This window comes from Nostoc sp. (assembly GCF_036917655.1).
Taxonomy (GTDB): domain Bacteria; phylum Cyanobacteriota; class Cyanobacteriia; order Cyanobacteriales; family Nostocaceae; genus Nostoc.
Window position 1 is genome coordinate 40,523 of the sequence record NZ_JBALCY010000087.1, and the last position, 13,114, is coordinate 53,636.

Here is a 13,114-nt window from a genome sequence, read left to right on the forward strand (position 1 = left end):
GCGTCTACCCCTCTTTGCGTCTTTTCCTTCCCCTACTTCAAGATTGCCTATTTAGACGTTTAATCATCCAGTCAAATCTAGCACCTGCAAGTGCAGTATTGTCTAATGTATCTAAGTTGAGTTCATCTTCAACTTCAATATTTTCTGCTAAGAGTTGGTCTAATTGGTAAACTAATTTCCCAAATCCACGACGGAAAAGGCGATCGCGAATCCGATCTACTAAAACTACAGCGATCGCTCTGTAAAAACGTGCTGTAAATCCTCTATCTTGCTTTAATTTTTCAGCTAGTTTCTGTTGTGGTAGAGCTAGTAATATAGAAGATTCTGCTGCCTTGACTGTGGCAGAGGCAGTTGTTGCTTCCACAAAAGACATTTCCCCTAAAATTTCGCCTTTGACTGATTGAGCAATTTCTCTTTCGTCAAGTTTATTGTGTGGGGTGGTAACAAAAATTCCTAACTTGCCATCTAACAATATATATAATGCGTCAACAGGTTTTCCTTCTTCAATTAGCACCTTACCTGAATTGACTTTAGTTCTTACTCCTTGGCTAATCATCCAATCAATATCGCTATCATTCAAAATAGCAAATACAAACAAAACTTTTCGCATTGGTTCTCCTGGAACTACTTTGTTCTTAGTCAGGAAATCAGTAAGCCTCCGCAATTGCTGTGACAGTAAAACAGCCATTATTTGATAAAAAAGTGCAGCAAATTCTGTATCTTGCTCCAGTCTTTTGAGTAATAATTGTTTTGGCAGTGCTAATATCTGTGAAAATTCCAGAGCTATAAAAGTAGTAGATGGAGGACGATTATCTATCAAAGATAAAGTTTCTACAATTTCCCCTGGTGATACACGATCAATTTCTTGTGTGTCTTTCACATTGCCTGTGGGAGAAACACAAATGCTTAATCCTCCCTCTAGCAAAATTTCTAATGTATCAATAACTTCTTTCCCTTCATGAATGATAACTTCATTAATACGATGCTCTCTACATCTGCCTACACTGAGCATCCAATCAATATCACTTTCCCTGAAAGCAGCAAAATTAGGAGTATTAACCAGGATTTGTCTAAGCATAGGATTTAAACTTGATTATGAGTAGAATGAAATCATTTGTTGCAGCAAAATACAGCTTTTTGTTAGTTTTATTGAAGTTTTCAACCTAGTTGTCTGACAGAAGTAGTATAAATTCAGTAAAAACAAGGTTTTCAGAAAAGGGGTCGAGTTGCATGAGAAGCTAAAGTTACCAGACAACTATAGCAATCGCTCTATTCACTGTCATTAAAGCTACTTACAACTTTTTACGTATTTGCTCACAAAGGATTCCAAGCTATACTCTTATTTATACAAAGTTCTAATACCGATTATCTGTGAGGTTACATAGAACCAGTTGCTCAAGCCCCTTATTTATCAAAGTTTATTTTGTGCAGCTTCACATAGAACTAGTATAAGTACTTAATTATCTTTGTAAAATCTTTAACAAAATTTTTTAAACAAAAGTTAATATAGGTTTTATCATTGGTAGTTAATTTAACTCAATATCACCTTTTCGTGTTATCACAAATATTTGTCTTTGTGAGATGATTGAAAATTAATAGAACTTAATGTCAGAAACCCCATGCCTAAAGGCAGGGGCTTAAGAAAGCCCTAATCTGACCAGCCTAAGTTTTAATTGACTACGTTATCGGTAAGAGTTAAAGACTTACCAGGGAATGCGAAGCTAGTTCCCTGCTCTAAAACCAAATTGTTAAACATCTGTAACAGGGTTAAGGAAGTGCAATTTGGATAGTACCGACCGATAACTTTGGCGAAGCTAACTTTACCCGAAAGGAGGGACTTGTGTCCAAAGTATTCTTAATTGATTCTGAAAAAAGACCATTATATCCAATTCACTCGGCACAAGCGAGGCAATTACTACGAAACAAAAAAGCAGCAATTTTTAGACAGTTTCCGTTCACTTTGATTCTTAAAGAATCACGTCCAGATTCACGGAACTTCCTTCTCCTATCGGAGACGCTGCGCGAACAATTCGGCGTAGGGCAAGGCCGGAGTGCCTCTCCTGTATCGCCACTCAGATTAAAGCTAGACCCTGGTGCAAAAACAACAGGAATAGCATTAGTCAACGATACTACTGGAGAGGTTGTATTTGCGGCTGAATTAAAGCATAGAGGCTTCGTAATTCGAGATGCTTTAACATCCAGACGACAGCTAAGACGCGCTAGAATAAATCGCAAAACTAGATATCGTCAACCCAGATTCAATAATATAACTCGTCCTGATGGTTGGTTAGCACCAAGCTTACAAAGTCGAATCGAGAACATCAAAACGCTCGTTGAGAAGTTGCGCCGATTTGCACCAATTCAAGCAATTAGTCAAGAGCTAGTACGCTTTGATATGCAATTGATGCGTAACCCAGATATAGAAGGTAAAGAGTACCAACAAGGTACTTTGGCTGGTTACGAAACGAGGGAATACCTACTTGAAAAATGGGGTAGACAATGCGCTTACTGTGGAATTAAAGACGTTCCACTTCAAATAGAACATATTCGCCCACGGGCTAGAGGAGGTTCCAATTCGATTACAAATCTGACATTGAGTTGTAAGAAATGTAATATCAAAAAAGGAACAAAAGACATTAAAGATTTTCTCAAAAAAGATTCATCTAGATTAGAGAAAATCTTGAAGCAAGCTAAAAAACCTTTGGTGGATGCAGCCGCAGTCAATATAACTAGATTCGCATTGCTGGAAGTCTTAAAATCTTCTGGATTAACAGTAGAGACAGGTTCGGGCGGTCTAACAAAGTTTAATCGCAGTCAGCAGAATTTAGAAAAAACTCATTGGTTAGATGCTGCATGTGTTGGTAAGTCAACGCCAATCTTAAACATCAGAGGCGTTAAACCTTTGCTAATTACACCTAATGGTCACGGCTCTAGACAATCATGCCGTACAGACAAGTTTGGATTCCCATCTCGCAATGTACCCAGATTTAAATTTGTTAAAGGTTTTCAGACTGGGGATATTGTAAAAGCTGTTGTCACTAGTGGTAAGAAAATTGGTGAATACGTTGGTCGCATTGCAGTCAGAACTACGGGTAGTTTCAATATTTCAACAGCAAAAGGGTTAGTTCAAGGAATAAGTTACAAATTGTGTAAAGCTATTCATAAAAAGGATGGTTACTCGTATGGATATTAACGTCACAGCGATTAAAATCGCCTGCCCCTTACCCCCATACATGAATGCAGGGGTTTCCACGGGGCGAGAAGTCTGATGAATTGGATACAAAAATTTGTAAATTTTTCAGCATTTCCTATATCTCTGGTATTAATAATTTCTAGTTTGCCCAGAATCGTGATAGCTGAATCACCGATTGCACTTAAATTCCAGAGATTCCAGAGTTGGCAAATTAGTCAGAAGTTTATCCCTCCAAATCGAAAAGCACCACAAACTACGGCTGGTGGAGCAAGTCGTGGTGGTTCCTGCTTTTTAGCAAGTAAAGAAACTTTAACTCCCTTAATGCCGCCAAATAAATTAGGTTTAACCTTTGCAGAACGTCCGACATTTTACTGGTTTGTACCGCAGATACAAGTACAAACTGCTCACTTTTCACTTCTAGATGGTGAGGATATAATCTACGAAACGACTTTTAAACTTCCTAAACAATCAGGAATTATTGGTTTTACTCTCCCAGCAAAAGCGCCAAGCCTCAAAGTTGGTAAACAGTATCACTGGTATATGGTGAACGCTTGCAATTCAGAGGAACTAGCAGAGGAAATCAATGTTGATGGTTGGGTAGAACGAATCCAACCCACTCCTGATTTATCGAAGCTGATAGCCAGGACAAATCCTAAGCAACTGTCCCAAGTGTATGCCACAGCTGGTATTTGGTACGAAGCAGTGGATACTTTAGTACAGCAACGTCTTGCCAATCCTAGCGATCGCACAATCATGACTAATTGGCAAGCTTTATTGGAGTCAGTGGGATTAAAAAATTTAGTTTCCAAACCTTTAGTAAATATTTGTAATGACAAAATTGAGTAATTTATGTGGAGAAACATCAAACGACAACTTTGGCAATGGCGTGGTGTCTTCATTGCAGCTCCTAGCGCGGGAGCATTGGTGTTTATTCTGCACTTGAGTGGATTATTGCAGATGTTGGAATTGGCAGCGCTGGATCAAATGTTTTTGTTACGTTGTCCAGAACCTGTTGATTCGCGCATTATCCTTGTAGAAATTAATGAATCTGATGTGCAAAAACTTGGTAAGCGCGGTTATTGGCCTTTGCCTGACGGCTTGCTGGCAAAAGTTTTAGAGAATTTAAAACAACAAAAACCCAGTGCTATTGGTTTGGATTTATATCGAGATTTTCCAGTAGGTTTTGGACATCAATCCTTAGTTAAGGTGTTTGAGTCTACACCAAATTTAATTGGTGTACAAAAAGTAGCTGAGAGTGAAGATAGCTCGGCAGTAGCACCACCACCAGCGCTTAAAAAACTTGGTCAAGTAGGTGCAAATGATTTTCCCTTAGATGGGGATGGAAAAGTTCGCCGCAGTTTGATGTATTTGGCAGATAAAAATGGTGAAAATGTGTTTAGTTTTGCTTTTAAACTTGCCTATCTTTATCTGAGCGATCGCAAAATTGATGTCGGACAAACAGAAGATTTTTTGGTAAAAACGGGTAATGTGATTTACCCTTTATTTCAAGGAAATGATGGTGGTTACGTTCGGGCTGAAGACCAAGGTTATCAAGTACTAATAAATTATCGTGGTTCTAGAGACAAATTTCAACATATATCTATTATGGATGTGTTAGAAAATCGCATCTCCAAGGATTTAGTCAAGGGGCGTATTGTCTTGATTGGTCCCACAGCAGAAAGTCTCAAAGACCTATTTTATACACCTTACAGCAGTACTATATTAACAGCACCAAAACGGATGGCTGGTGTAGCAATTCATGCCAATACCATCAGTCAAATTTTAAGCGCTACTTTAGATAATCGTTCGTTAATCAAAACATGGAGCAAACTACAACAATGGTTATGGATTTCTGTTTGGTCACTGATTGGTGCAATCGTAATATGGCAACAACGATATAGCAGTGGCTCTAAAAGAAAATCCTTATTACCTTTGATTAGCATTTTATTAGCTGCTTGCTGTCTTATAGGTAGTAGTTATTTGGCTTTTCTAGCAGGTTGGTGGATTCCTGTAGTTCCACCATTAATCACATTAATTGGTTCGGGAATTGCTGTTACTGCCTATATTGCCAGGACTGCGGGACAAATTCGGAAAACTTTTGGTCGTTATCTCACCGATGAAGTCGTCGCTAATTTATTAGAAAATCCCGAAGGTTTAAAACTGGGCGGTGAACGGAAAAAAATTACTATTCTCACTTCTGATTTAAGAGGTTTTACCGCTACTGCTGAGAGAATATCTGCTGAAGAAGTAATTAAAATAATTAATCTTTATTTAGGATATATGGCAGATGTCATTACTCAGTATCAAGGCACGATTGATGAGTTTATGGGTGATGGAATTTTAGTTTTGTTCGGCGCTCCCATCACTAGAGAAAATGATTCTACAAGAGCGATCGCCTGTGCTGTGGCAATGCAGCTAGCAATGGAACCAGTAAATAAGAAAATCCAGGAAATGGGATTACCAAAGCTAGAAATGGGTATTGGAATTAATACAGCAGAAGTAGTAGTCGGTAATATTGGTTCAGAAAAACGGACTAAATATGGAATCATCGGTAATCAAGTTAATTTAACCTATCGGATTGAATCTTATACAGTCGGCGGACAAATTTTCCTTTCAGAATCAACTATTAAAGAGGCTGGTTATATTGTCAAAGTTATTGGATATAAAGAAGTACAAGCAAAAGGACTGAAGCAACCTATAAAAATTTATGAAGTGGGTGGTATTGCTGGGCAATACAATTTATATCTGGCTCAAGATGAAGAAGAAGTATTCTTGGAACTTTTAGAAGCAATTCCCTTAAAATATGCAGTTTTGGATGGTAAAAATGTAAATAGCACTATAATTGAGGGAAAGTTAGTGAAGCTGTCAGCTAAGGAGGCAAAAATATCCTATGACTCAAAAGGAAATTCTTTGATTTTACAGCCCTTTACTAATCTGAAACTGAACTTATTTATGCCCGAAAATAACGAAAGTAGTGAAGATATCTATGCTAAAGTATTAGACAAAACGGCAGAACCAGATAATTTTTATATTCGTTTTACCAACATTTCACTAGAAGTGGAAGGACAATTTAATGCCCTACGCCTCCGCCAAGGAACCATTGCACCTATAACTCCAGATGAGTGATTCCAAGTTACTGCTCACAAGTAATCAATCCTTAGTATTAGACAATCCCCAAATAGTTTGGCAGATTGAATCCGGTGCGATCGCTATATTTGCTATTCCTATCCAGCAAGGTATTGAAGGCGTTCGCCGTTATCTATTTAACGTCAATTCGGGAGAGGCATTGTTTGGGATATTGGCTAATAATCAGAAAATTTTGGCGATATCTCTAGAAGATACTGTAATGTTGCAAATATCTGCACAGGAATGTGAAGAATGGATCAGACAGGAGAAAGATCAGGCAGAAAGTTTGCTGAAGTTAGTGCAGATTTGGGAGAAAAAAATTCAAAGTTATGTAGGCGATACCTTCTCTGCGAGACGCTACGCGAACAGTGGGCTTCTTAACGAAACGCTACGCCAACGTTTTTCTATTTCACCAGTTTTTTCAGACGCTGAAAAGCTTACCAACTGGAACACGATCCAAATTACTCTGATTGAACTGCACAGTGATTTCTGCGAAATTTTGACTCAAATAGAACAGGAAGAATTGGCAGCAAAATGGACTCAATTCCAAGCACGGGAACAACTTAACTCTCAGGTGAAAGTTAATGCCTTAGGAGAGTTAGCATCAGTCCTCAAACCCAAGCAAGCGGAACTGATGCAGTCAGGTACACCGTTGCTGATTGCCGCAGGTGCAGTGGGAAAGGCATTAGGAATTAAGATTTTGCCACCTGTACGTTCCGAAGACATGAATCGGATTAAAGAACCATTAGAAGCGATCGCGCGTGCATCCCGGATTCGCATCCGCCGGGTATTACTCAATGACCGATGGTGGCAAAAAGATAGCGGTCCTCTCTTGGCATATACTAATCAAGATAATTTTCCTGTTGCACTGCTACCAGCAAGGGTAGGAAAGTACGAAATCTTTGACCCAGAGAAGCGCGATCGCATACCTGTAAACAAGGATACTGCCCAGCAACTAGCTCCCTTTGCCTATGTATTTTATCGTCCTGTACCCGAAAATAATTTAACTGCGATCGACTTACTTCTATTTGCCTTCAAGGGAAAAATTCGAGAACTGATTATAATCTTCCTTACTGGTGTAGTTGGTGCATTGCTGGGAATGTTAACTCCTTTAGCAACTGCTATCCTTATCGATTCCGTTATTCCCGATGCAGACAAAGGGTTGTTAGTGCAAATCGGATTGGGTCTGATAGCTGCCAGCTTTGGTACGATAATTTTTCAAATCGCCCAAGGTTTTGCCGGTCTGAGATTAGAAAGTAAAGCTAGTTTAGACTCCCAAGCAGCCTTATGGGATAGATTGTTTAATCTGCGGGTATCTTTCTTTCGTGAATATTCAATTGGGGATTTGCAATCTCGTGTTTCTGCGGTAACTCAAATCCGTCAAAAACTCAATGACACAGTACTACGTACTGTTTTTACTAGCTTTTTCTCTCTACTTAATCTGGGATTGTTATTTATATACAGTTCCAGCCTAGCTTTAGTTGTAGTAGCAGTAGCGCTAGTTGCAATCATCTTCACTACTATCTCAAGTGTACTTAGTCGCCAAAAGTTGCGTGCTTTAGAAGAAATAGAGGGGGAAATTTTTGGTTTTACTGTACAGATGGTTGCTGGTGTGTCCAAACTTAGAGTTACCAATGCAGAAGACCGCGCTTTTGCTTACTGGGCAAAAAAGTATAGTCAGCAGCTAAAACTCAAGTTGAGTACAGAGGTAATTGAAGATGTCTTAGCAATATTTAATATCGCCATGCCAACTGTCAGTTCGATAATTATCTTTTGGCTGGCAGTTACATTAATTACACAAGCCGCATCTCAAAACGAAACAGGATTATCTACAGGTACATTTCTCGCATTTAATTCCGCCTTTGCCATATTTATTGCTGGGGCAACTCAGCTGAGTAACACCATAGTCAGCATATTAGATATCAGCATTTTCTGGGAACGTGCAAAACCCATCTTTCAGGCTGAACCAGAAATCGACCTGAGCAAAAGCGATCCGGGGCGATTAACAGGTAAAGTAAAAATTGATCATGTGACTTTCCGCTACCGCGAAGATGGCCCCCTCAATTTAGATGATGTGACAATTCGAGCAGAAGCAGGAGAGTTGATTGCTTTAGTAGGGCCTTCTGGTAGTGGCAAATCAACAATTGTTAGGCTGTTATTGGGATTTGAAACGCCAAAAGATGGCACTATTTACTATGATGGTCAGGACTTATCAGGATTAGATACATCGGCAGTGCGTCGGCAGATTGGTGTAGTGCTGCAAAATGGTCGCATCAATAGCGCTTCGATTTTTGAAAACATTTCTAGTGGCGCATTAGTGACAATGGAAGAAGCCTGGGAAGCAGTACAGATGGCTGGGTTTGCCGATGATATTAAGTCAATGCCAATGGAGATGCACACAGTCATTTCGGAGGGAGGTACAAATCTCTCTGGTGGGCAACGTCAAAGGCTACTAATTGCTCGTGCTTTAGTATTAAAACCGAGAATTCTAATTTTTGATGAAGCTACCAGTGCTTTGGATAATCGTACTCAAGCTATAGTTAGTAGCAGCTTAGAACAGTTAGGAGTAACGCGCATAATTATCGCCCATCGCCTCAGCACCATCCGCAACGCCGACCGAATTTATGTGATTGAAGCCGGTCGAGTTGTCCAGCAAGGTAAGTTTGAAGAATTAGTCAATCAAAAGGGGTTATTTGCGAATCTGATGGCACGACAAATGGTGTAAGCGTTCAAGTCTCCAGATGTCTGATTGGGATGAAGATTTAAAACTTTAAACAAAAATAACTATGGTTCACCAATCAATATAAAAGCTGCCCAATCTAATGGGTAAGGATATTGTTTCATAGTGGTCAACATGGCTTGACGCAATGCTGCTGCTTTATCAGTCTGATGTTTCATGTTGCGATAAAACTCGGTCATCAGTAAAGCAGTCGGTTGATCAGGTAGTGCCCATAAAGAGACTACTACACTGGGAACTCGCGCAGCAACTAACGCACGAGATAACCCTACTACTCCATCTCCAGTAATCTTACCTCGCCCCGTGTTGCAAGCGCTGAGGACAACTAATTCAGCCTCTAATTTGAGGTCAATAATTTCACTGGCGGTAAGGATACCATTTTCTTCTGTTGAGGTTTGCCCTTGGACTGTAGGATCGGGAGCCAGAGCGATCGCTCCTGGTACTCCTAAGCCGCTAAAGTCGCTCAACAATCCGTGGGTAGCTAGATGAATTAGAGTTGAATTGCTCATCTGTTTAAGTACCCTAGATTTGTTGGCATTTGCACCAATCAGTGCTTTTGTTTGGAAGAGTTGAGCGATCGCTTTGGCTTCTTGTTCAGCACCAGGGAGAGGGGGCAATTGTTCGGCTGGTTCACCTAATTGAGTGACAATTTTTGGCATAGTTGGATTGCCAACAATCAAGTTTGAGTCAGAATTATTACTTGCTCTTGGCTTTTTTCGTAGTTTATATGTAATATCTAAAACTTGAATAGAAGGTGAAGTTGAGATTGTGTGCTGCTCAATTAAAAATTTACCTGTGGCATCTTGAAGGGTGGCAAAAGGAACCAGAAAAAGCGATCGCTGAGGGATAAATATCACATGGGCATTTGCATCTTGAGAAAGAAGATCGTTAATAGGTTGAATTAATAATTGATGGAGTTGATGTAAGGGGTTTTTATCAATTACAGAAGATGTGTTATTACTTCTCTGCAAACTAGGATTTCTCATATTGAGCAATTCACGAGTTTTAGAAACTAAATCTGTTAGTCCTTTTGGATAACAAAACTGAGGATTTTGACACTGCCAAAGAGGTTTTAGGTCAACTCGACGGAGGGTAATATTACCTGTGGGTTGAACAACCCAGATTAAAAGTTCAGATTCGTGAGTTTCTAGTTTTCCCTCAACTAGGAAATTCCCAGGCACGATGGAATACTCTACCAAAGTTGCACGATGATTTTCAGCAACTTTTTTAATCTCTGCAATTGTCGGAGAAGCAAGGGTTGCAGTCGGCGCTTGTTTCTGGATAGCAACAGTGGAAAGGCGACGAGAGAGTAGTTCGGCAAGGGCACGGGCACGCCCCCGCTCAGATATTTTTAAGGCGGCTTCGGGTTGATTTTGGGCAACTAATACCGCTTGCAGATTGCTATAAGGTGCATTTTGCGTTTCAAAGATCGAGATTTTAAAGCCATCGTTGCTGCCTAGTCTGGCTCGCAATGACTCCCAAATTTCAATTGCTTCTTCAAGGGTTTTTGCTGCCCCTGCTAGGTTTCCTGATTGCAGGCGAACTGCTGCGGCGTTAATTTTTGCAATGCCTTCTTCTCGATGGTTATTGCGCGAGGAAGCGTACTGAAAATATTTGCCGTAGGACTCTAGGGCTTTGTCGAGGTTGCCCATCTGAAAGTAGACGAGTCCTTGATTACCACGAATCCGATAGAGAATATCGGCATCGTGTAGCTTCTCCCAAGAAATTTTCCAGCCTTGCTCATAAAGGGCGATCGCTTTGTTATAATCTCCTTGGAAATAAGCTACACCTCCCAGATTTGCTAGAGCTTCAGCTTCGGAACGTAAGTCTTTAAGTTGACGAGCGATCGCTAAACGTTGCTGGTAAGAATCGCTAGCTTTTGGATAATTGCCTTGATTTTGGTAAATAATACCCAAGTTCCCCAAAGCAAACGATTCTAGGGATTGCTCCTTGATTTGTTGAGCTAGGGTTAATGCTTGCTGTTGATAGTCAATCGCTTTTTTTGCATCTCCCAAAGCCTGATAGACAATCCCCAAGTCGCTCAAAGCTTTTGCTTCTCCTGCTTTGTCTTTAATTTTTTGAGATAAAGCCAGATGCTTTTGGTGAAATGCGATCGCTTTTACATACAAGTCTGCTCCATAATAAGCATTGCCTAAATTTCCTAATGCTTGGGCTTCTTGAGATTGTCCTGTGTTGCTATTTTGCTGGCGATCGTGAATTAACTGCCAATAATCATTTAAATAATTTATTGCCTCAACATAATAATCTCCTTGTTGGACATGAGCAAGCCCCAAATTTCCTAAAAGGGTAACTTCTAATTCGGGATATCTATTTTGTTTACTAATTTCTAATCCTTGTTTATAGTAACTAATTGCTTTTTCATATTCACCTTGAAGATGATAAGATAATCCTAATGTTGTTAAAACTTTAGCTATTTTATATGGATCTTGACTAGTGCGTGCCACATCTAAATCAGACTCAGAGATAGACTCATTTGAGAAACCATCAACAGAAAAGTAAGCAATTCCAGTATTGCTAACTCGTTCTCCTTCCCATTGCAGATGCTGAAGAGGCTGAAAGAGGGTGAGTATTTGGACTTTTTGAGCAGTATGTGGAGTAGAATCGTTTTTTGCCAGTTTTCCCAGCTTTTGAATTTTATTGTGTGTAGCTATATCTGAAGATTTGCCAGTGATAATTTGCTGCCACATTAAAGTTAGTATAGTCAAGGAAAGGGGAAGAAAAAGAGTTAAACCAATTTTTTTAAGAAACATTTGCATCAAACTACGCAGGTGAATTTGGGTTGTGTAATTGTAGCAATCAAAGCACCAAGGCTTTCATTGCGATGCGAATGGCACTAAGAAAAGGCGAAAGGCTTGTGTCACCTCGTTCCCAGTCTGAAGACTGGGAATGTATTCCAAGAGGCTCTGCCTCTGGTCAAGCCACTGGAGGCGGAGCCTCCGAGAATGGGTTCCCAGCCTCCAGGCTGGGAACCAGTTAGGGCAAAGCTTATAGCTTTTCTTAGTGCCATTCCATTCCGATGCTTTCCAAACTGTATTAGGTGACAAAGTTCTTATTTGAAAAGCATAAGAACATCTGCTTTAAAGTATTCCCTTAGCCCGGATTTCTCACAACTTGCTATTGATATACTCTCGCGGCTGAGGTATTATCTATTACCTACATCTTTCTTAGGTGATTTCTAGGAAAGAATTTACCAATGAAGGTAAAATGTCCCCTTGATGCAAAGGAAACAGGAGCACTTGCAGGTATTGCGAATTTTGAAGTAGGTTCTGTTCATGGCGCGACTGGTGTCAATCCAGTAGCCGATATCAGCAGGGTGTTCGATATTCTTAGAGGATTCGATAATTTCTGGAATCGCATAAATCCCCGCTTGATCCCCAGAAAAACAAATCAGCACCCCATCACCAGCAACCATGTATGATTGCATAGCGCGTTGCAAGCCAAGGCATCTGCTCAAAGTCGCGGATACCGTCTATGATGCGGTAATATTTGAAGTTGCCTTGAAATAGCCAGTATGCCATTGTTGTTTGGTAGTTTTCCTCTCTTCTCTTCTTAGGCTGCGCCAACGAGACGCTACGCGATCGCTTACCGCCCATAGCAAAACTAAACACGCATTAATTCGGTAAATACTTAGCCAACAAATCCTGACCCTCGCCGCCCATCTTTTCCAACATTCCCTCAATCTTCTTCATCGCTAGCGGCGACGGCGTTGATCGTCCATTTTTCCAACGCTTGATTGTGCTATATATCACACGCAACTGGGCTGCAAACTGTTCTTGCGTTAGCCCCAAGGCAAGCCGCAAATCACGAATGATCCGCCCCACCTCTGGCTGTTTGATGGCCAAGGGTTTTTTAATAGTCATTTACTTTGAAACTTTACCTTCTAGCTTAAGTGGACAATGCTCTATTATTATGCTACATCTTAACCATCCAAAATCGGCGCTTTCATCAGTAAATACGCGTAATTTGTGTTTTTATAGTAAAAATTTCTTGCTTTAATGAAGGGAATTTTTTAAGTGATGCCGAACTTGAATTCTTAG

Annotated in this window: 9 protein-coding genes; 5 read left to right on the forward strand and 4 right to left on the reverse strand. The window is 40.1% G+C overall.

The window, feature by feature from the left end; all coding sequences use genetic code 11:
• Window positions 1-37: 37 nt before the first annotated feature.
• The gene (locus V7K30_RS33540; protein WP_335006836.1) at window positions 38-1,078 is read right to left on the reverse strand and encodes a cyclic nucleotide-binding domain-containing protein; all 1,041 of its coding nucleotides are present in this window, start codon (window positions 1,076-1,078) and stop codon (window positions 38-40) included.
• A gap of 762 nt (window positions 1,079-1,840) precedes the next feature.
• On the opposite strand from V7K30_RS33540, the gene iscB reads away from it, so the two are divergent.
• The 4 genes from iscB to V7K30_RS33560 all read left to right on the forward strand — a co-directional run bounded on the left by iscB (window position 1,841) and on the right by V7K30_RS33560 (window position 9,044).
• Window positions 1,841-3,193, forward strand: coding sequence for an RNA-guided endonuclease IscB (gene iscB, locus V7K30_RS33545; protein WP_335006838.1), 1,353 nt, complete (start codon window positions 1,841-1,843; stop codon window positions 3,191-3,193).
• Between the two features lie 75 nt (window positions 3,194-3,268).
• Window positions 3,269-4,039 carry a DUF928 domain-containing protein gene (locus V7K30_RS33550; RefSeq protein ID WP_335006840.1) on the forward strand — a complete coding sequence of 257 codons (771 nt, stop codon included), beginning with the start codon at window positions 3,269-3,271 and terminating at the stop codon, window positions 4,037-4,039.
• Between the two features lie 3 nt (window positions 4,040-4,042).
• Entirely contained in the window at window positions 4,043-6,319 is a 2,277-nt protein-coding gene (locus tag V7K30_RS33555; RefSeq protein ID WP_335006842.1) for a CHASE2 domain-containing protein, read from the forward strand.
• Complete coding sequence (locus V7K30_RS33560) at window positions 6,312-9,044, forward strand: NHLP bacteriocin export ABC transporter permease/ATPase subunit (protein WP_335006844.1); 2,733 nt, start codon at window positions 6,312-6,314, stop codon at window positions 9,042-9,044. Before V7K30_RS33555 ends, V7K30_RS33560 begins: the two co-directional genes overlap by 8 nt.
• 59 nt (window positions 9,045-9,103) lie before the next feature.
• Here V7K30_RS33560 and V7K30_RS33565 read toward each other — a convergent pair whose 3' ends face one another.
• A complete protein-coding gene (locus V7K30_RS33565) occupies window positions 9,104-11,764 on the reverse strand; it encodes a CHAT domain-containing tetratricopeptide repeat protein (RefSeq protein ID WP_335006846.1) in 2,661 nt (886 codons plus the stop codon).
• Between the two features lie 506 nt (window positions 11,765-12,270).
• Between V7K30_RS33565 and V7K30_RS33570 the strand changes: the two genes are divergently transcribed.
• A complete protein-coding gene (locus V7K30_RS33570; RefSeq protein ID WP_335006848.1) occupies window positions 12,271-12,495 on the forward strand; it encodes a hypothetical protein in 225 nt (74 codons plus the stop codon).
• Here the strand turns inward: V7K30_RS33570 and V7K30_RS33575 are convergent.
• Both V7K30_RS33575 and V7K30_RS33580 read right to left on the reverse strand, forming a co-directional pair.
• Window positions 12,476-12,685 carry a hypothetical protein gene (locus V7K30_RS33575; RefSeq protein ID WP_334869220.1) on the reverse strand — a complete coding sequence of 70 codons (210 nt, stop codon included), beginning with the start codon at window positions 12,683-12,685 and terminating at the stop codon, window positions 12,476-12,478. The genes V7K30_RS33570 and V7K30_RS33575 overlap by 20 nt on opposite strands.
• A 3-nt stretch (window positions 12,686-12,688) precedes the next feature.
• A complete protein-coding gene (locus tag V7K30_RS33580; protein ID WP_335006850.1) occupies window positions 12,689-12,919 on the reverse strand; it encodes a helix-turn-helix domain-containing protein in 231 nt (76 codons plus the stop codon).
• Window positions 12,920-13,114: the final 195 nt, after the last annotated feature.

What these genes read in the sequence shown, in the direction of transcription:
- V7K30_RS33540 (WP_335006836.1), bottom strand. Translation starts at nt 1,078, where the DNA reads ATGCTTAGACAAATCCTGGTTAATACTCCTAATTTTGCTGCTTTCAGG.
- V7K30_RS33550 (WP_335006840.1), top strand. Translation starts at nt 3,269, where the DNA reads ATGAATTGGATACAAAAATTTGTAAATTTTTCAGCATTTCCTATATCT.
- V7K30_RS33555 (WP_335006842.1), top strand. Translation starts at nt 4,043, where the DNA reads ATGTGGAGAAACATCAAACGACAACTTTGGCAATGGCGTGGTGTCTTC.
- V7K30_RS33560 (WP_335006844.1), top strand. Translation starts at nt 6,312, where the DNA reads ATGAGTGATTCCAAGTTACTGCTCACAAGTAATCAATCCTTAGTATTA.
- V7K30_RS33565 (WP_335006846.1), bottom strand. Translation starts at nt 11,764, where the DNA reads ATGTGGCAGCAAATTATCACTGGCAAATCTTCAGATATAGCTACACAC.
- V7K30_RS33570 (WP_335006848.1), top strand. Translation starts at nt 12,271, where the DNA reads ATGAAGGTAAAATGTCCCCTTGATGCAAAGGAAACAGGAGCACTTGCA.